This window comes from uncultured Maricaulis sp. (genome assembly GCF_963976135.1).
Classification (GTDB): Bacteria; Pseudomonadota; Alphaproteobacteria; order Caulobacterales; family Maricaulaceae; genus Maricaulis.
The window spans coordinates 1-18,697 of record NZ_CAXBKN010000019.1 but is presented as its reverse complement, the minus strand read 5'-3'; the positions used below and the strand labels follow the sequence as shown (position 1 = coordinate 18,697).

Genomic DNA, 18,697 nt, shown 5'->3' with positions numbered 1-18,697 from the left:
GCCTGCCGGATGACGGCCCGAAACAAAATCAGCCTCCTTCTTCCCGTGCTCTGTGCGATCGCGAGCCTCGCGGCCTGTTCAGCGATCCAGCCCGAGCGCTCGATCGGGCGTGAGCTCGACGACACGAATGCCTCGCTGGCGATCAAATCGGCGATGTTGCGCAGTGAGGGTTTTGCCCTTGGCGGTGTCGATGTCGAAGTGACCGAGGGGATCGCCCTGCTGACCGGCGCCGTGCCGCGCGAGGATGACCGGTTGATGGCTGAATGCCTCGCCTGGTCGTCGGTGGCCGTGCGCTCTGTCGCCAATGAGCTCGAAGTCGGGGAGACAAGCGGGTTTCGCGACCGTAGCCGCGATGCCTGGATCACCCAGCGTGTGCGCGGTCAGCTCTTGTCCGACCGCAATGTCAGAAGTGTCAATTTCAATGTCGAGACCTATGCCGGCACCGTCTATCTGCTTGGCGTCGCACGTTCGCGCGGTGAACTCGAGCGGGTCAGCGCCCATGCCGCGCTGATTGGCGGTGTTGTCGAGGTGGTGAGCTATGTGCGCGTGGCAGGGGTCCCGAGCGAGCTGCCTTCGCGGGGCGAAAGACGCGACCAGGCCTGCGCGGGCGAATCCATGCCGGGTCTTGATTCCGGCGATAATCCACCCAATTCATCACCGCAATTGCTCGGTGCCGCGGGAGATCCCCAGTGAAAATGCGTGTTGCGGTCCAGATGGACCCGATCCAGACCGTCAATATTGACGGCGATACCTCCTTTGCCCTGATGGAAGAGGCCCAGGCCCGCGGCGCCTCGCTCTGGGTGTATCAGCCGGAACACCTCTCCTGGTGCGAAGGCCGCATCACGGCGCGGGCGCGGCCGGTGACGGTGCGGCATGTCCGCGGCGATCATGCGACGCTGGGCGAGGAGGTCCTGCTCGATCTCGCCGAGGACATTGATGTCATCCTGATGCGTCAGGATCCGCCCTTCGACATGGCCTATCAGACCGCAGCCCATATTCTCGAAATGCTTGAGGGCCGCACCCTCGTGCTCAACGATCCGGCCTGGGTCCGTTCCAGCCCGGAAAAGATCGTGCCGCTGCTTTTCCCGGATCTGGTGCCGCCAACCCTGATCAGCCGCGATGCGAAAGCGATCGAGGCCTTCCGCGACAAGTATTCCGACATCATCATCAAGCCGCTCTACGGCAATGGCGGTGCCGGTGTGTTCCGGCTCAAGCCCGGCGATGGCAATTTCAAGGCCCTGCTGGAGATGTTCTTCGAGAGCAATCGCGAACCGGTCGTCACCCAGGCCTTCCTGCCGGCCGTCGAGAAGGGCGACAAGCGCGTCATCCTGATCGATGGCGAAGCGGTTGGCGCGATCAATCGCGTGCCCCTCAAGGGCGAAACCCGTTCCAACATGCATGTTGGCGGCAAGGCCGAGGCCTCGGCCCTGGATGCCGATGATCTGCGCATCTGCGCCGCGATCGGGCCGATGCTCAAGGCGCGTGGCCTGGTCCTGGTCGGGATTGACGTCATTGGCGGCCGCCTGACCGAGATCAATGTCACCTCGCCAACCGGTGTGCAGGAGCTCAAACGCTTTTCCGGGATTGATAGCTGCGCCCTGTTCTGGGATGCGGTCGCGCGCCGACTGGCGTCGCCGGACTGATGCACGCTTGACTTGCGGAGGTCATGGTTTCATTCTGCGTTCCTGTTTTGGACGTGGTTTGTTCTGATGCCTGTGGAAAACTCAACGCCCGCAGCCATTTAGCGCAAAACCTGCCTTCGGGGGCGAGCTGAAAGCGGAACACCATCCCGCTTTCTTCCTGGATCACTCCCGAACCCGCTGGATTCGGAGAGGTCCGCGCATATGGCCGCGCGTACGACATCGGTTGCTTTCGAAGGCGCGGAGGCGCGTCTGGTCGACGTGCAGGTGCAGGTCGCTGGCGGGTCGCAGCCGATCTTCTCCATCGTCGGGCTGGGCGACAAGGCGGTGACCGAGAGCCGTGAACGGGTGCGGGCCGCCTTCGCGGCGCTGGGGCTGTCGATGCCCTCGCAGCGGCTGATCGTCAATCTCGCGCCCGCCGACCGGCCCAAGGAGGGCTCGCATTTCGATTTGCCGATTGCGCTCAGCGTACTGGCCGAGCTCGGCGTGGTGCCGCGCGATGCAGTGGAGGAGAATCTCGCCTTTGGTGAGCTGGGCGTTGACGCCTCGATCGCGTCGGCACCGGGAGCCCTGCCGGCCGCCGTCGCAGCGCAGGCCGCCGGACTGTCGCTGATCTGCCCCGAGGCCTGCGGTGCCGAAGCCGCCTGGGCGGGCGGTGATCTGCCCATCATTGCCCCGGCCAGCCTGATCCAGCTGATCAATCACTTCAAAGGCACGCAAGTCCTCTCGCGCCCGGCTCCGGGCGAGCTGGTCGAGAGTGCCAGGACGGCTGATCTCAACCAGGTCAAGGGCCAGGAAAGCGCCAAGCGGGCGCTCGAGATCGCGGCTGCCGGGCATCATAACCTGTTGATGGTTGGCCCGCCCGGGTCCGGCAAATCCATGATGGCCGAGCGCCTGCCCGGGCTCTTGCCACCGCTTTCGGCAGCCGAATTGCTCGATGTTTCGATGATCCACTCGGTGGCCGGCCTGCTCGAGCGCGGCTGTCTGCGGCGCGACCGGCCGTTTCGCTCGCCGCATCACTCCGCCTCGATGGCCGCCATGGTCGGCGGCGGCGCGCGGGCCAGGCCGGGCGAGGCTTCGCTGGCGCATCATGGCGTTCTCTTCCTCGATGAATTGCCCGAATTCCATCCGCAAGTGCTCGACAGTCTGCGACAGCCGCTCGAGGCCGGGCGCATCACCGTCGCCCGCGCCAATGCGCATATCTCCTATCCGGCGCGCTTCCAGCTGGTGGCGGCGATGAATCCCTGCCGTTGTGGCGGTGGCGGCCAGGACGGCCAGACCTGCCGCCGCGGTCCGCGCTGTGCCAGCGATTACCAGGCACGCATTTCCGGCCCGATGCTCGACCGGATCGATCTGCAGATCCAGGTCCCGGCCGTCACCCCGGCCGATCTGGCCCTGCCCGCCCCGGTCGAGGGCACGCGGGAGGCTGCCGCACGGGTCGCCATTGCCCGTGCCGTGCAGGCCGAACGCGGCTGTCTCAATGCGCATCTGCCGCCCGACATCCTGGAACACGCTGCCGCGCCCGACCGTGCCGGCGAGGCCCTGCTCAACCAGGCCGCCCGGCAACACAGCCTCACCGCGCGCAGCTATCACCGCGTGCTGCGCGTCGCCCGCACCATCGCCGATCTCGATGGCAGCGAGGCGGTGCGCCGGGTGCATATCGCCGAGGCGCTCTCCTGCCGCCGCGGATTGGTCCCCGCGGCGGGGCCAGCGCCGGCCGGTCAGCGCATCAGCGGCCTGGTGTAAGCCGCGACACGGTCTGGCGCCCAACCGGTGCGTGCCTCAACTGGCCGTGTCGGAGCGCGCGGAGGAAATCAGCAGCGGCACGCCCGATTGCCTGAAAGGCATGTGTCTCGACGGCCCTGTTCCCGGTGGTGCGGCGTGCCGGGTACACATCCTTGTTTTGTCGCCAGACCCTGCCCCCGTGACGACAGATCGTTAACCTCGAACCGCTAGCTTTGCCCCTGTCATGACACGCGAAACGCCGCCCGATAGCGAGGCCGGCCCCGAAGCGTCCAAGCCGGGGGCGGACGAGGAGAGATTTGCGACTGCGCCCGGTCTGGACGCGGCGGAATTTCTCATATCCGCGCTCGATGCCACCGGCGAGCTGATCCTGGTGCGCGGCCGCGGCGGCCGGGTGGTGCATGTCAATGCCGCCTTCATCGCTGCCTTCGGCGGCGTGCGAACCGATTGGGTCGGGCGCTGGTTCTCCGTTGCGCCGCCGGTTTCCGGCAATGGTCCACGCCGCTATGAAATGCTGATGCGCACCCGCCAGGGCCCGCTCTGGATTGAATGGGATGAGCGCCTCCTGCCGGATGGCCGCGGCGTCATCTCGGTCGGCCGCGATGTCAGTTCGCGCCGCGAGGCGCATGCCGATCTGGAAGCCTCGCAGCGCGCCAAATCCCTGTTCTTTGCGGCCGTGACCCATGAAATGCGCACGCCGCTGGCCGGCGCGCTGGGGATTGCACGCCTGCTCGACGCGACGCCGCTGCGTCCCGACCAGGCCGATTATGTCCGCACCCTGGCCAGTTCCGCCGAGCATGCGCTGGCCATGGTCGATGATATTCTCGACCTGTCGCGGCTCGAGGCCGGCAAGCTGACCTTGCGTCCGGAACGGGTCGATATCGCCGAACTGGTGCGCGAGACCGCCGAGCTCGCCGCGCCGCGCGCCCAGGAAAAGGGGCTCGAGATCGGCATCGTCCAGTCGGCGGCGGCGCCGGGCCAGATCGAGGGCGACCCCGCGCGCTTGCGCCAGATCCTGTTCAACCTGATCGGCAATGCCGTCAAATTCACCCGGCAGGGCGGAATCCGGATCGAAATCGGCTGTGCGCCGGCCGGCGATGGCCGGGCCCGGCTCTCGCTCTCGGTCAGTGATACCGGGCCGGGGATATCCGAGCTCGACCAGCAATCCCTGTTTGAACATTTCGAGCGCGGCGCCGCCGAGCGCGATGGCGCCGAGAGCGGTGCCGGGCTTGGCCTCGCCATGGTGCGCCGCCTGGTCGAGGCGATGGATTCCTCCATGGGGGTGGAAAGCCGGCTCGGCGAGGGCGCCAAATTCTGGGTGATTTTTGACCTGCCGGTATTTGCCGGCGGACTGGGTGAGCCGATGGCCGGCCGCGAACTGGCGGTCGCCAGCCCCAATGCGGTCCTGCGCCAGACCCTGGCCGATCAGCTGCGTGAACTCGGCGGGGATGTCATCGCGATTGACCGCGTTGACAACATGCCAGCTGCCTCGGGTCGCGAATTATTGCTCGACGCCGTCTGGGCCCGCCATGCCAGCCAGGCGCACGCCCGCCATGTCTGGCAATTGGTAACGCCGGCCGGCAAGGATGATGTCATTGAAGACCGGCCCGATGGCGTCAATGGCTGGCTGGTCAAACCGGTTCGGCTGACCAGCCTGGTCGAACAGATCACCGGCACAGTCCCGGCGCGCGAGCCGGGTCCCGCGACCGGTCATGCCCTGCCGCTAGCGGCCCTCGATGGCCTGCAAATCCTTGTCGCCGAGGACGATCCGGTCAATGCCCTGATCGCCCGGCGGACGCTGGAGCGTCTCGGCGCGCATGTGACCATGGTCGAGACCGGCCCTTCCGCCCTGCGCGCGCTGGAGGCGGGCCGCTTCGATGCGGCGCTGCTCGACCAGCGCATGCCGGGCATGAATGGCCCCGATGTCGCGCGCATGGCACGGATGAGCGGACATGATCTGCCCCTGGTCGCCCTGACCGCCAATAGCAGCGAGGATGATCGCCGCAACTGCCTCGAAGCCGGGATGAATGATTTCCTGTCCAAACCGGTCGACCCGGATCTCCTGGCCCGGACACTCGCGCGCTTGTGCGAGGCCGGGAAGCAGGCCAGCATGGCGCGAAATACGCCAATGGGCTGAGGAGTTTCAGGGACATGACGCAGGCAGACATCGAGCGCAAGACGTCCTGGCGGCAAGCGATTGCGGTCTATGGCCGCCCCATCATGCTGGCGATGCTGATCCTGGGCTTCGCCTCCGGCCTGCCGCTGATGATGGTGTTTTCCAAACTGTCCTACTGGCTGCGCGATGTCGGGATTGAACGCTCCACCATCGGTTTCTTCTACTGGATCACCATCTCCTACACGCTCAAACCGCTTTGGGCGCCGATGGTCGACCGCCTCTCCATTCCCCTCCTCACAGCGGCCCTGGGCAAACGCCGCTCCTGGATGATGGTGGCGATCCTGGGCACGATGACCGGCCTGATCATCATCGCCTTCTCCGACCCCTCGCAAGGCCTGTGGCTGACCCTGGCGGGCGCTTTCATCCTCTCCTATTCCGGCGCGACGCTGGATATCTCGATCGATGCCTGGCGCATTGAATCCGGGCCACGCGAGGAACAGGCCAATATGGCCGCCGCCTATGTGCTCGGCTATCGCGGCGCGATTTTCTTCTCCGGTTTCGGCCTGGCGCTCTCCTCCTGGACCAACTGGACCGTTTCCTTTTGCGTCATGGCGCTGACGATGGGGATTTGCGGTCTGCTGGTGCTGGTGATGAAGGAGCCGCTGCACAGCGTGCGCCTGCAAACCGCCGGCAGTTTCGGCCGCCGTGTCGCCGATGCCATCATTGAGCCCTTCAAACAGTTTGCCACCCGTCTGGGCGCCTGGATCGTACCGGTCTTCCTGCTGGTCGCCTTCTACCGCCTGAGCGATTTCACCATGGGCGTAATGGCCAGCCCGCTCTATTCCGATATCGGTTTCGACCGCGCCATTGTCGGCGGTATCCAGAGCGGACCGGGCCTTATCGCCACCATTGCCGGCGGTTTTCTCGGCGGGCTGATCGCCTATAAATTCGGCGTGCTGCGGGCGATGCTGATCGGCGCCTTTATCACCTTCGCCACCAATGGCGCCTATGCCTGGCTGGCCGCAACCGGCACGCCCGACAGTATCGGCCTGCTCGGCCTGGTGATCAGCGGCGACAATATCGCTGCCGGCTTCGTCGGCACTGTCTTTATCGCCTATCTCTCCTCACTGACCGACCCGATCAACGCCGCCACCCAATACGCCCTCCTCTCATCGCTCTACGCCCTGATCAATAAATTCGTCGCCGGCTTCTCCGGCGTGATGGCCGATGCGATCGGCTATGTGAATTTCTTCCTGCTGACAGCGGGCTATGCCCTGCCGGCCGCGGCGCTGGTGATGTTCATCATGATGAAGGGCTCGCCGGCGGCGAAGGGGCTGGTGCGCTATGACGGCAAGGCGGATGAGGCGGCGTAAGAGCTTCTCTCAACCCTCTTGATTTCCAAAGGTTTGTCATCCCTGACGGATGCCCCGCGTCTGCGGGGCGCAGATCAGGGACCCAGACCCGCCAACGCATAACCCGTTGAATCGAAACGGCCATCACGGCACCCCAGTCACCAGCCGCCGGGCGTCTGGGTCCCTGATCTGCGCCCGGATCGCTACGCGTCCGGGCATCCGTCAGGGATGACAAGGGGTGTTGTTGGCGGTGGCCCCTATTCCCCCATCACCCCGACTTCATGCTTCTCCGGATCATAGGCCGCCAGCGCCGCCAGCGTCGTGATCTCGCTCACCGAAGCGCCCAGGCGTGCGATCTGGACCGGGAGTTCGAAGCCGAGCAGCATTGGCCCGATCACGGTGGCGCCGCCGCCGACGCGCAGGAGTTTGGTGGCGATCGAGGCGGAGTGGATGGCCGGCATGACCAGGACATTGGCCGGGCCGGACAGGCGCGAGAAGGGGTAGAGGAAGCGGTGTGAGGGGTCGAGGGCGACGTCGACATTCATCTCGCCCTCGTATTCGAAATCGACGCCGAGCCTGTCCAGCGTGTCGACAGCTTCCTGGAGTTTTTCCGAACGTTCGCCGGCCGGATTGCCGAAGGTCGAATAGGACAGGAAGGCCACGCGCGGGGTGAAGCCAAAGCCCTTTGCCGCTGCCGCCGCCTCGATGGCGATATCGGCGAGGGCGTCGCTATCGGGGAATTCGGTGACATTGGTGTCGGCGATGAAGAGGGTGCGGTTCTTCGCCAGCGCGACTGACATGCCGATCACGCGCTGGCCGGGCGCGGCATCAATCACCAGTTTCACATCGCGCAGGGCGGCGTCATAGCTGCGCGTCGTGCCGGTGACGATACCGTCGGCATCGCCCAGCTTGACCATGCAGGCGGAGAAGACATTGCGGTCATTATTGACCAGGCGCTGCACGTCGCGGCGCAGATAGCCCTGTCGTTGCAGGCGTTTATAGAGGAAGTCGGCATAATCGGAATTGCGTTCCGAAAGCGCGGCATTGACGATGGTGATCGCATCCTCCGGCACCCCGACCAGGCGCATATTGGCGCGGGTAATATCCTCGCGGCCGACCAGTATGGCCTTGCCGAGCTCCTGGCTCTGGAAGGCATAGGCGGCGCGGATCACGGCCGGTTCCTCGCCCTCGGCGAAGACGATGCGGCGGCCCTGGCCCATCACCGCGCCCTGGATGCGCTGCAGCAGGGCGGCGGTCGGATCGAGCCGGCGGGCCAGCGAATGGCGGTAGGCGGACATGTCGGCAATCGGCTTGCGCGCGACACCGCTATCCATCGCCGCCTGGGCGACATAGGGCGGGACATAGGAAATCAGGCGCGGATCAAACGGTGAGGGGATGATATAGCCGCGGCCGAATTTCGGGCGGGCGCCATGATAGGCGGCGGCGACCTCGTCGGGCACATCCTCCTTGGCCAGGGCGGCGAGCGCATGGGCGGCGGCGATCTTCATTTCCTCATTGATGGTGCGGGCGCGGACATCGAGGGCACCGCGGAAAATATAGGGAAAGCCGAGGACATTATTGACCTGGTTGGGATAGTCCGACCGGCCTGTCGCCATGATGGCGTCGTCGCGCACGGCCTCGACCTCTTCCGGCGAGATTTCCGGGTCCGGATTGGCCATGGCGAAAATGATCGGGTTATCGGCCATCGACTTGATCATTTCGCCGGTAAAGGCGCCCGCCACCGACAGGCCGAGCACGCAATCGGCGCCATCGAGCGCTTCGGCGAGGGAGCGCTTGTCGGTCTCGACCGCATGGGCGGCCTTCCACTGATTGAGGTCGTCGCGGCCGGTATGGATGATACCCTTGCTGTCACACAGGACGGCATTATTGGCATCGACACCCATCGCCTTGAGCAATTCCAGCACCGCAATCCCGGCGGCCCCGGCGCCATTGACCACGACTTTCAGGTCGGCCATGCGGCGGCCGGTGATCTCGCAGGCATTGATGATGCCGGCGGCGGAAATGATGGCGGTGCCGTGCTGGTCGTCATGGAAGACGGGGATATCGAGCAATTCACGCAGCCGCTGCTCGATGATGAAGCTTTCCGGCGCCTTGATGTCTTCCAGATTGATGCCGCCGAATGTATTGCCGAAACGGCGCACGCATTCGATGAAGGCCTCGCCGTCTTCCTCCTCGACCTCGATATCGATGGCATCGATATCGGCGAAGCGCTTGAACAGGACGGCCTTGCCTTCCATCACGGGCTTGGAGGCCATGGCGCCGAGATTGCCGAGGCCGAGAATGGCCGTGCCGTTGGAGATGACGGCGACCATATTGCCCTTGGACGTATAGTCATAAACCTTGTCCGGATCGGCGGCGATCGCCTTGACCGGGGCGGCAACGCCGGGACTGTAGGCGAGGGAGAGGTCGCGCTGGGTGGCCATGGGCTTGGTGGCGGCCATGGCGATTTTGCCGGGGGTCGGGTCGCGGTGAAAGGCCAGGGCTTCTTCGTCATCAACCTTGCTGATTCTGTCGCTCATCACTGCCATCCTTGCCCGCGCGGGATTTTCCCATAGAACTAGGCCTCTAGCCGCTTCGCCCCCTTGCACGCAAGACGAAACCTCGTCACGGACCGCCTCGATGAATGCGATGACACAAATGCCGGTTCCGGCCGACCGGCAATTTCCGGACCCGGAAGGCGCCACGCCGATGATGGCGCAATACCTCGCCCTGCGTGCCCAGGCGCCGGGTGATGCGCTGTTGTTTTACCGCATGGGCGACTTCTACGAACTCTTCTTCGACGATGCCGTGCGCGCTTCCGCCGCACTCGATATTGCCCTGACCAAGCGCGGCGAACACCAGGGCGAGCCGATCCAGATGTGCGGCGTTCCCGCCGCTGCATCCGAGGCCTATCTGGCACGCCTGATCAAGGCCGGATTCAAGGTCGCGGTCGGTGAACAGACCGAGGATCCCAAGGCCGCCAAGGCGCGTGGTTCCAAATCCGTCGTCAATCGCGCCATCCGCCGCATCGTCACTCCCGGCACGCTGACCGAGGACACCCTGCTCGACCCGCGCCGTGCCAACCGCATCGCAGCGCTGGCCCGTCTGGCCAGCGGTGAATGCGCGATTGCCTGGGCCGAGGTCTCGACGGGTGAGTTTGCGGTCATGCTGGTGGCAGCCGAAAATCTCGGCGCCGAACTCGCGGCGATGAATCCGGTCGAGCTTCTGGTCGAGGAAACCCGGTTCAAGGAAGGCGGCGAACTGGCACCGCGCGCGACGGTCACCCCGCTCGCCCGCGCCAAATTCGACGCTGCCTCTGCCGAACGGCAACTCAAAGCGCACTTTGCGGTACATGAACTGACGGCTTACGGCGAGTTTACGCGTGCTGAACGGTCAGCTCTCGGCGCATTGCTTGATTATCTCGCCCTGTCGCAAGCCGGAGCGCCGGCCAAGCTTGCCCCACCACGCCAGATCGCTGAAGGCAGCGTCCTCGCCGTCGATCCGGCGACCCGCGCCAGCCTCGAAATTGACCGAACGCTGAGCGGCAATCGCGCCGGCTCCCTGCTCGACGCGATTGATCGCACCGTCACAGCACCGGGCGCGAGATGCCTCGCCGAACGCCTGGCGCGGCCGCTGACCGATGTCGTGCAGATCGAACAACGCCTTGATGCGATAAGTTTTTTCGAGACGTCCTCGGAATTGCGGCGCGACACGCGCGAGCGTCTGAAATCGGCCGGTGATCCGGAACGCGCCCTGTCGCGTCTGCTGCTCGGGCGCGGTGGACCGCGTGATCTCAAGGCCCTGGCGGCAGCCCTGGCCGAAGGCGAGGCGCTCGCGACCCGCATTCTCGATGCACCGCTCACCACCCCGCCGCCCATGGTGGCGGCCAACCTGGCCGCGCTATCCCTCGCCGACAAGCCGGAATTGTCGGCCCTGGTTGGCGATCTGGAGCGCGCTATCCTCGATGAGCCACCCTTGCTGGCGCGCGATGGCGGATTCGTCGCGCCCGATTGGCGGCCCGAGCTCGACGAAACCCGCAAACTGCGCGACGCCTCGCGCCGGATCGTCGCCGGCCTGCAGCAGACCTATGCCGAGGCGACCGGCGTTACGGGCTTGAAAATACGTCATAATAACGTGCTGGGCTATTTCGCTGAAGTAACAGCAAAACACGCCGATGCGCTGATGGGCCGCGAGGATTTCATCCACCGCCAGACGATGGCGAATGTGGTGCGTTTCTCGACGGTCGAACTGGCCGATCTGGAATCCCGCATTTCCAGCGCCGGCGAGCGGGCTCTGGCGATGGAAGTTGAGGTTTTTCAAGGGCTTTGCGGGCGGATCGAAGCTCTGGCTGATCTCGTCCGCCAGTCCGCCCGCGCCCTGGCCGAGCTCGATGTCGCGGCTGGTCTGGCCGAATGGGCGATCGAAACCGAGGCCTGCCGTCCGGTGGTCGAGGACAGTTCGGTCTTTGCCGTCTCCGGCGGCCGTCACCCGGTCGTCGAACGCGCCCTGCAGCGCACGGGTGAGGGCCGTTTTACGCCCAATGACTGCATGCTCGACGGCGCCGGTGCAGCGGCGGCGCGCCTGATCTTCGTCACCGGCCCGAACATGGCCGGTAAGTCCACGTATTTGCGGCAGAATGCGCTGATCCTGATGCTGGCGCAGGCGGGCTGTTTCGTGCCCGCACGGTCGGCCCGGATCGGCATTGCCGACCGATTATATTCGCGCGTTGGTGCCGCTGATGATCTGGCGCGCGGGCGCTCGACTTTCATGGCTGAAATGATTGAGGCTTCGGCGATCCTCAACCAGGCGACGGGCCGCAGCTTCGTCATTCTCGACGAGATTGGCCGTGGAACGGCGACCTTTGACGGGCTCTCCATTGCCTGGGCGGCGGCGGAACACCTGCACGGTATCAATCAGTGCCGCGCCTTGTTCGCCACACATTATCATGAACTTACCCGACTGGCCGATGATCTCGATGCGGCGGGCAATTGCTCGCTCAAGGCGCGCGAGTGGAAGGGCGAGCTGGTCTTCCTGCACGAGGTCGGGCCGGGCGCCGCGGATCGCTCCTACGGTATCGAGGTTGCGCGCCGCGCCGGCCTGCCACCGGTGGCGATCCGGCGGGCGAAGACGATCTTGTCGCGGCTGGAATCGGAGGGCGCACCGGCAGCGGCGCTCGCCGACCTGCCCCTGTTCGCGCTTTCCGAACCGGTTGTCGAGTCACGGCAATCGGCGGTCGAATTGCGATTGTCCGATGTTGAACCCGACGGGCTGGCACCGCGCGAGGCGCTCGATATCCTCTATCAGCTCAAGGCGCTGATGAAGAATGAGTGACGCTGTGCTGCCCCTTGCATTAGGCTGAGATCCAGATGACCCACCCGGCCCTGCCCGCTTCGCTGAATGCCTTGACGCTGCGCGCCCAGCTGGCGGCGGCTATCGCCAAACAGGGCTGGGATTCCCCGGCGGCGAGGGCAACGGCGCTGGGCCATGTCCGGGCGGCACTTGACCGCTTTCGCGACCAGGCGGTCGACTGCCTGTCGAAAAGCGGCGGCGGCGCGCTGGCGGCCCAGGCATTGAGCGACGGGATGAGTGTCAGCCTGCATGCCTTGTTTGACTCCATGGCTGCGGGCGATCTGGAAGGCTCACGCGGCGTCTCGCTTTGCGCTCTCGGCGGTTTCGGGGCTGGCGAACTGGCGCCATTTTCCGATGTCGATCTGCTTCTGATCAAGCCGGATGATGGTGATGCTGCGACCGATGCCTTTCTCCAGCGTGTGCTCTATGCCCTGTGGGATATCAAGATCGATGTCGGCGGTGGTGCCTGCCGTACGATCGATGAAACCCTGGAAATCACCCGTGAAAATGCCTCCGAACGGACGGCATTGCTGAGCCTGCGCTATCTCGCCGGTGATGAGGCGCAGGCTATTGCGCTCGCCAGCCGTTTTCGCGAAGAGGTCATCGCGGGCGACAAGACTGGCTTCGTTGAAGCCAAGTTGCGCGAGCGCGATGCGCGGATCGAGAAGGCCGGCCGGTCGCGCTATACGGTTGAGCCGAATATAAAATCGGGCAAGGGCGCCCTGCGCGATCTGCAGCTGATGCGCTGGCTGGCGCAATTTCTCTACGGCGCCGATGCGTTCGAACGCTGGGTCGGAAGCCGCCTGCTTTCGGTCGATGATGTCGTCAAATACGTCGCTGCTGATGATCTGTTGTGGACGATCCGTTTCCACCTTCACGCCCTGTCCGGCGGAAAGGATGAAAGGCTGACCTTCGACCTGCAGCCGGAAATCGCAGCCCGGATGGGGTTTGAGGATGGCGAGGATGAAAGCGCCGTCGAGCGCTTCATGCGCGCCTATTTCCGCGCGGCGATGGATGTCGGGGCGTTGACGCGTCTGGTTTGCGCCAAGCTGGAATCCGATGCCTGGAAATCGAAGCCGCGTGGCCTGGCGCGCTTTCTGCCCGGCCAGGATCCGGAGGAGAATCCGGATCTGGGCAAATTCGTGCTGCGCGATGGCCGGCTCGATTTCGCCAATCCGACCCAGATCGCGGACGATCCGGTCTGCCTGATCCGCTTCTTCCATGTTGCCTCTTCGCGGCGGCTGGACCTGCACCCCGAGGCGGTGGCGCGGATCGGACGGACGCTGCACCATGTCGACGAGAAATTCCGCGAGGATCCGCGCGCAGCCCGTGCCTTCTTCGCGGTCTTGCTGGATTCGCCGGCTCCGATGCCGGTCCTGCGACTGATGACCGAGGCGGGCCTGCTTGGTCGCTATATTCCGGAATTCGGTGATATCGTCGCGCGCACCCAGTTCAATATGTACCACCATTACACGGTCGATGAGCACACCCTGCAGGCGCTGGGGATATTGCGCGAGATCGAGGATGGCCAGCACCCGCTCGATCACCCATTGACGACCCGGATCATGCCGCTGATCAAGCGGCGGCGCGCCCTGCACCTGGCGGTCCTGCTTCACGACACCGGCAAGGGGTCAGGCGATCAATGCATTGAGGGCGCGATCCGTGCGCGTACCGCCTGCAAACGGCTTGGCCTCGACGAGACGGAGACCGAGCTGGTCGCCTGGTTGATCCAGACTCACCTTCTGCTCAGCGATACTGCCCAGCGCCGCGATCTCAGCGATCCCCAGACCGTGGCCGATTTTGCTGCGGCGGTGGGGACAGTGGAACGCCTGCGCCTCCTCACTGTGCTGACCGTGGTTGATATCCGCGCCGTCGGACCGGGTGTTTGGAATGGCTGGAAAGGCCAGTTGATCCGCGATCTGTACGCAGCGACCGAGCAGGTGCTCAAAGGCGAGGGTGCCGGGCTTGAGCGCGCGCGCGAAACCCTGGCCGACAAGGCTCGGGCGACACGCGACAAGGCGCTGCCGCGGCTGGCGCGGATCAATCCGGATTTTGCTGAGTGGTGGGCAGCGGAATTGAATGATGCCTATTGGGTTTCATTCTCGGAAGAGGACCGCTTCCGGCATGCGGCCTTCGCCCGGCATGTGTTCGAGACGGGCCGCGCATCGGCCGCCGCAGTCCGGGTCGACCGGCGTCGGGCGGCGACGGAAGTCATGATCTGGTCGCCGGATCGTGAGCGCGTCTTCGCCGATATGGCGGCTGCCCTGGCCGATATGGGTGCGGATGTTGTCGGCGCGACGATCAACACCACGAATTCCGGGCATGTGTTTGATATTTTTCACATTCAGGATGCGGCCGGCCAGCCTTATGGTCATCATGATACGCCGCAGCGCGATGCGCTGGTTGCCTATCTGCGGGTTGTTGCAACAGGCGAATTCCCGGTGCGGCGCCGACGCATCATGCCAATGAAGCATCGCGACGCGGCTTTCCGGGTCGAGCCGCATGTCAGCATTTCCAATGAATTGGCCGAGCACGCAACGGTGATCGAGGCCTCGGGCCGTGACCGGCCAAGCCTGCTGGCAGATCTGGCCGACGCCATCGCTGATGAAAACCTGTCACTGACTTCCGCCCAGATTGATGGCTATGGCGAGCGCGCCACGGATGTGTTTTACGTCACACATATGGGCCACAAGCTGGAAGATGCGTCGGTGATTGAACGTCTCCATGCCGGCCTGATCGCGGTTCTGAGCGAGAGCGAGACAGCGCTCGATGAGAAGGCCGCCGAAAGGGGCATCGCCCGCGCCCGAGCCAGTGTTTTGAGGTAGGTCGTCACCGATGAGGTTCGCTCACCGGGACGGCTGGCCGGCGCACAGGGCTTGCCATGAGGCCGGCTATTTCAAGGGTGGGGCCTGAGCGAGCGGCCATCGGGCAAATCATTAATATCTATTTGTATTATATATAACAATAGCCTGATGCCTGGCCGGCCAACGCCCGATGGACACGCCGAGAGGGCGTGACCGCCAAGATGGTTCGCAGTGTTGATATTCTTAATGAAAGCTTGTTCGGTATAGCCAGCGGCTCTGCCTGTGGAGGGTTTGATGCGTCTCTTGCGATCGTCGGCAGTGGTTGGCGCTTTTACCATGGTCAGCCGCGTGCTGGGCTTCGTTCGCGACATGATGCTGGCTGCCGCCCTGGGCACGGGACCGGTCGCCGAGGCCTTTGTCGTCGCCCTGCGGTTTCCCAATCTGTTTCGCCGTCTGTTTGCCGAGGGTGCTTTCAATGCGGCCTTCATACCCCTTTATGCCGGCCGGGTTGAGGCTGATGGCGAGGTCGTGGCGCGCCTGTTCCTGAAACAGGTTTTGTCAGTCCTGATCATGGCCCTGGCCATTTTTGTGGTGCTCGCCCAGCTGGTGATGCCATGGCTGATGATGCTGATCGTGCCGGGATTCGCGATCGGTGGACTGGACCACCGATATGAATTGGCGGTGCTCTTCACGCAGATCACCATGCCCTATATTCTGCTGATGTCGCTCTCGGCGATGCTGGGCGGCGTGCTCAACTCGCACAACCGGTTTGCGGTTGCCGCCGCTGCGCCGATCATTCTCAATCTCGTCCTGATCTCCATTCTGGCAACAGCTCCGGACAGCCCGGATATCTCCGGGCTGCGTCTGAGCATCGGCGTGACGCTGTCCGGCATCCTGCAGGCCGGATTTCTGTTCTGGGGCTGCCGCCGGCTGGGGATCCGCTTCGGCCTCGCCCTGCCGCGCCTGACGCCCGATGTGAGACGGCTTATCGCGCTGGGCGTTCCCGGCTCTTTTGCGGCCGGAATTACCCAGATCAATATTGTGGTCAGCCAACAGATCGCGTCGCTGCAGGATGGCGCGGTGGCGCTGCTCTATTATGCCGACCGGCTGTATCAGCTCCCGCTGGGTGTTGTCGGGATTGCGATGGGTGTGGCGCTGCTCCCGACCCTGTCCCGCCGCCTTCGCGCGGACGACCAGGACGGCGCGCGCAATGCCATGAACCGGGCGCTGGAAATGTCGATGGCGCTGACCGTGCCGGCCGCGGTGGCGATGATCGTGATGCCCAATTTCCTGGTCGAAGGCCTGTTCATGCGTGGGAGTTTCACCCTCCAGACCGCACGGGAAACGGCGCTGGCGGTCCAGGCTTTCGCTGTCGGTCTGCCGGCCTTCGTGCTGATCAAGGTGATTTCGCCCGGCTTCTTTGCCCGTCAGGATACCAAGACGCCGATGCAATTCGCCGGGCTGTCGATGATTGTGAACATTGTCGCCGGACTGGCGCTGTTTTTCCTGATTCGCCAACAATTTCCCGAATATGGCCATGCCGGGCTGGCGGCAGCGACGAGCCTGGCCGGCTGGATCAATGCGGTCATGCTAATCGTCACGCTCAGACGTCGTGCCGGGCTGAATATTGATGACCGTCTGAAATCCCGCATTGTGCGGGTTCTGCTGGCATCGGCGGTCATGGGGATCGCCCTGGCATTGGCAGTATCCCAGGCTGATCTTGTCATCAGCCTCGCCTTTGGCAGTCAGCTCCTGGCACTCGTGCTTGTGAGTGGAGCGGGCCTCGTGGTCTTCGGTCTGGCCAGTATTGTCACCGGAGCCTTGCGTCCGTCGGAGGTGATGGATGCCCTGGGCCGTCGCTAGACAGCGGCCGCCTACTGGCTTGAGCCAGGGCAGAGGCCTTGAGCGCCGCCGCTGCGCTCGCTAAGACCACAGCCTTCTTTCACCCTCATTCCACCCGAGGCATCCCATGAGTGACAATCCGACCGAATATAACGGCCCCAAGCGCATCTTTTCCGGCATGCAGCCGACAGGTCAGCTGCATCTGGGCAATTATCTCGGGGCGCTCAAGAATTGGGTCGCCTTGCAGGATGAGGGTAGCTTCGAGTGCTTTTATTGCGTCGTCGACATGCACGCGATCACCATGCCGCATGACCCCAAGGCGCTGCCCGGCGCGGTCCGCGCGGCCGCTGCGGCCTATATTGCCGCCGGTGTTGATCCGGCCAAGAGCGCGCTCTTCGCACAATCGGCGGTTCCCGAACATGCTGAACTGGCGTGGATTTTCAACTGCGTCGCCCGCATGGGTTGGGCCGAGCGCATGACCCAGTTCAAGGACAAGGCCGGCAAGGACAAGGAGCGCGCCTCCGTTGGCCTGTTCACCTACCCGGTCCTGATGGCGGCCGACATCCTGGTCTACAAGGCGACCCATGTACCGGTCGGTGACGATCAGAAACAGCATCTCGAATTGTGCCGCGACGTCGCCGCCCGTTTCAACCGGGACTATGGTGAGGGCGAGATGATCTTCCCGATTACCGAACCGGTGATCCAGGGGCCCGGCGCGCGGATCATGAGCCTGCGTGACGGTCTGTCGAAAATGTCAAAGTCGGATGTGTCCGACAATTCGCGCATCAATCTGCATGATGATGCCGACACGATCGCGAAGAAGATCCGCAAGGCCAAGACCGATCCGGAACCGCTGCCCGATACGCTTGAGGCGCTCAATGCGCGTCCCGAAGCGACCAATCTGGTCGGGATTTATGCGGCCCTGACGGGCCGCACCAAGGCTGATGTGCTGGCCGAATTTGCCGGCCAGGGCTTCGGCGTGTTCAAGCCGGCGCTGGCTGATGTCGCCGTCGAGTATCTCGCGCCGATTTCCGATGAGTTCCGTCGCCTGGTGGCGGATCGCGCCGAGATCGACCGGATTCTCACCGACGGGGCAGAGCGGGCGCGTGCCGTGGCGGCGCCCGTGCTCAAGCAAGCCAAGCAAATCATCGGGTATTGGAGCTAGCGTCCGGTCCGGGACAGTTGGCCGCACTGACAGGGCAGCGGCTCCGGGCTAACTGGACAGGCGAAATCTGGAGACGCGTGATGTTGAGATTATCCCTGAGTGTGGCTGCGGCCGCGTTCCTGGCCGCCTGTGGCGGCGGGTCGGAAGACGTCGCTGTCAGCCATGATGGCGGCCATGCCATGTCCGAAATGGCGCCGGCCGCGCCCGAGGCCTCTGCAGCGATGGCGCCCCTGCCCGATGATGGTGTTGCACCGGTGATCAATGTCCGCGACGCCTGGATGCGGCCACACCCGCAGGGCCGTGACGTGACTGCTGCCTATTTCGCGGCCACGCTGGATGCGGGCACTGCTGACCGGCTGGTCTCGGCCCGGATTGATGGTGCTGACAGGGTCGAACTGCATGGCCACACCATGGATCCTGATACCGGCATGATGCAGATGCGCCCGATCGGTCCGCAGGAAATTATGGCGGCCGGCCCGCTGCACTTCGCGCCGGGCGGCCATCATCTCATGGTGTTCGGGCTTGCGCCTGTGGCCGAGGGCGAGCGCGTCACCGGTGTGCTGGTGTTCGAACGCGCGGGCGAGCTGCCGGTCGCATTTGACGTGCGCTCGACGGCGCCCGCGAGCGGGCTCGACTAGGGCGTGGACTCAATAGCGCGCATCCAAATGCGGGCTGAGGCGAGCGCG

The 18,697-nt window shown here is 64.4% G+C and carries 11 protein-coding genes; 10 read left to right on the top strand and 1 reads right to left on the bottom strand.

Annotation, left to right across the window (positions count from 1 at the left end):
- Positions 1-45 precede the first annotated feature (45 nt).
- The 5 genes from AAC023_RS04220 to AAC023_RS04200 all read left to right on the top strand — a co-directional run bounded on the left by AAC023_RS04220 (position 46) and on the right by AAC023_RS04200 (position 6,872).
- Positions 46-693 (top strand): BON domain-containing protein, encoded by a 648-nt coding sequence (locus AAC023_RS04220; RefSeq protein WP_339738449.1) that lies wholly within the window; start codon positions 46-48, stop codon positions 691-693.
- Positions 694-695: 2 nt separating this feature from the next.
- Positions 696-1,643, top strand: a complete 948-nt coding sequence (gene gshB / locus AAC023_RS04215) for a glutathione synthase (RefSeq protein WP_339738490.1) — start codon at positions 696-698, stop codon at positions 1,641-1,643.
- 201 nt (positions 1,644-1,844) lie between these two features.
- A complete protein-coding gene (locus AAC023_RS04210; RefSeq protein ID WP_339738447.1) occupies positions 1,845-3,386 on the top strand; it encodes a YifB family Mg chelatase-like AAA ATPase in 1,542 nt (513 codons plus the stop codon).
- A gap of 223 nt (positions 3,387-3,609) precedes the next feature.
- Positions 3,610-5,520, top strand: coding sequence for a response regulator (locus AAC023_RS04205; protein WP_339738445.1), 1,911 nt, complete (start codon positions 3,610-3,612; stop codon positions 5,518-5,520).
- A 14-nt stretch (positions 5,521-5,534) separates the two neighbouring features.
- On the top strand, positions 5,535-6,872 hold the full coding sequence (locus tag AAC023_RS04200; protein ID WP_339738443.1) for an MFS transporter: 1,338 nt from the start codon (positions 5,535-5,537) through the stop codon (positions 6,870-6,872).
- 236 nt (positions 6,873-7,108) lie between these two features.
- Here the strand turns inward: AAC023_RS04200 and AAC023_RS04195 are convergent, their stop codons facing one another.
- Positions 7,109-9,391 (bottom strand): NADP-dependent malic enzyme, encoded by a 2,283-nt coding sequence (locus AAC023_RS04195; RefSeq protein WP_339738441.1) that lies wholly within the window; start codon positions 9,389-9,391, stop codon positions 7,109-7,111.
- Between the two features lie 109 nt (positions 9,392-9,500).
- Between AAC023_RS04195 and mutS the strand changes: the two genes are divergently transcribed.
- The 5 genes from mutS (at position 9,501) to AAC023_RS04170 (ending at position 18,649) form a co-directional block, all read left to right on the top strand.
- The gene (mutS, locus tag AAC023_RS04190) at positions 9,501-12,182 is read left to right on the top strand and encodes a DNA mismatch repair protein MutS (protein WP_339738439.1); all 2,682 of its coding nucleotides are present in this window, start codon (positions 9,501-9,503) and stop codon (positions 12,180-12,182) included.
- Between the two features lie 35 nt (positions 12,183-12,217).
- Complete coding sequence (gene glnD, locus AAC023_RS04185) at positions 12,218-15,025, top strand: [protein-PII] uridylyltransferase (protein ID WP_339738437.1); 2,808 nt, start codon at positions 12,218-12,220, stop codon at positions 15,023-15,025.
- 273 nt (positions 15,026-15,298) lie between these two features.
- Positions 15,299-16,867, top strand: a complete 1,569-nt coding sequence (gene murJ / locus AAC023_RS04180; protein WP_339738435.1) for a murein biosynthesis integral membrane protein MurJ — start codon at positions 15,299-15,301, stop codon at positions 16,865-16,867.
- Positions 16,868-16,973: 106 nt separating this feature from the next.
- Positions 16,974-18,011: a tryptophan--tRNA ligase gene (gene trpS / locus AAC023_RS04175; RefSeq protein WP_339738433.1), complete on the top strand. Its 1,038-nt coding sequence runs from the start codon at positions 16,974-16,976 to the stop codon at positions 18,009-18,011.
- Between the two features lie 80 nt (positions 18,012-18,091).
- Positions 18,092-18,649: a copper chaperone PCu(A)C gene (locus tag AAC023_RS04170; protein ID WP_339738431.1), complete on the top strand. Its 558-nt coding sequence runs from the start codon at positions 18,092-18,094 to the stop codon at positions 18,647-18,649.
- Positions 18,650-18,697: the final 48 nt, after the last annotated feature.

Coding starts and splice junctions, on each gene's coding strand:
- mutS (WP_339738439.1), top strand. CDS start 9,501: ATGACACAAATGCCGGTTCCGGCCGACCGGCAATTTCCGGACCCGGAA.
- glnD (WP_339738437.1), top strand. CDS start 12,218: ATGACCCACCCGGCCCTGCCCGCTTCGCTGAATGCCTTGACGCTGCGC.
- AAC023_RS04205 (WP_339738445.1), top strand. CDS start 3,610: ATGACACGCGAAACGCCGCCCGATAGCGAGGCCGGCCCCGAAGCGTCC.
- AAC023_RS04170 (WP_339738431.1), top strand. CDS start 18,092: ATGTTGAGATTATCCCTGAGTGTGGCTGCGGCCGCGTTCCTGGCCGCC.
- murJ (WP_339738435.1), top strand. CDS start 15,299: ATGCGTCTCTTGCGATCGTCGGCAGTGGTTGGCGCTTTTACCATGGTC.
- trpS (WP_339738433.1), top strand. CDS start 16,974: ATGAGTGACAATCCGACCGAATATAACGGCCCCAAGCGCATCTTTTCC.
- AAC023_RS04195 (WP_339738441.1), bottom strand. CDS start 9,391: ATGAGCGACAGAATCAGCAAGGTTGATGACGAAGAAGCCCTGGCCTTT.
- AAC023_RS04200 (WP_339738443.1), top strand. CDS start 5,535: ATGACGCAGGCAGACATCGAGCGCAAGACGTCCTGGCGGCAAGCGATT.
- gshB (WP_339738490.1), top strand. CDS start 696: ATGCGTGTTGCGGTCCAGATGGACCCGATCCAGACCGTCAATATTGAC.
- AAC023_RS04210 (WP_339738447.1), top strand. CDS start 1,845: ATGGCCGCGCGTACGACATCGGTTGCTTTCGAAGGCGCGGAGGCGCGT.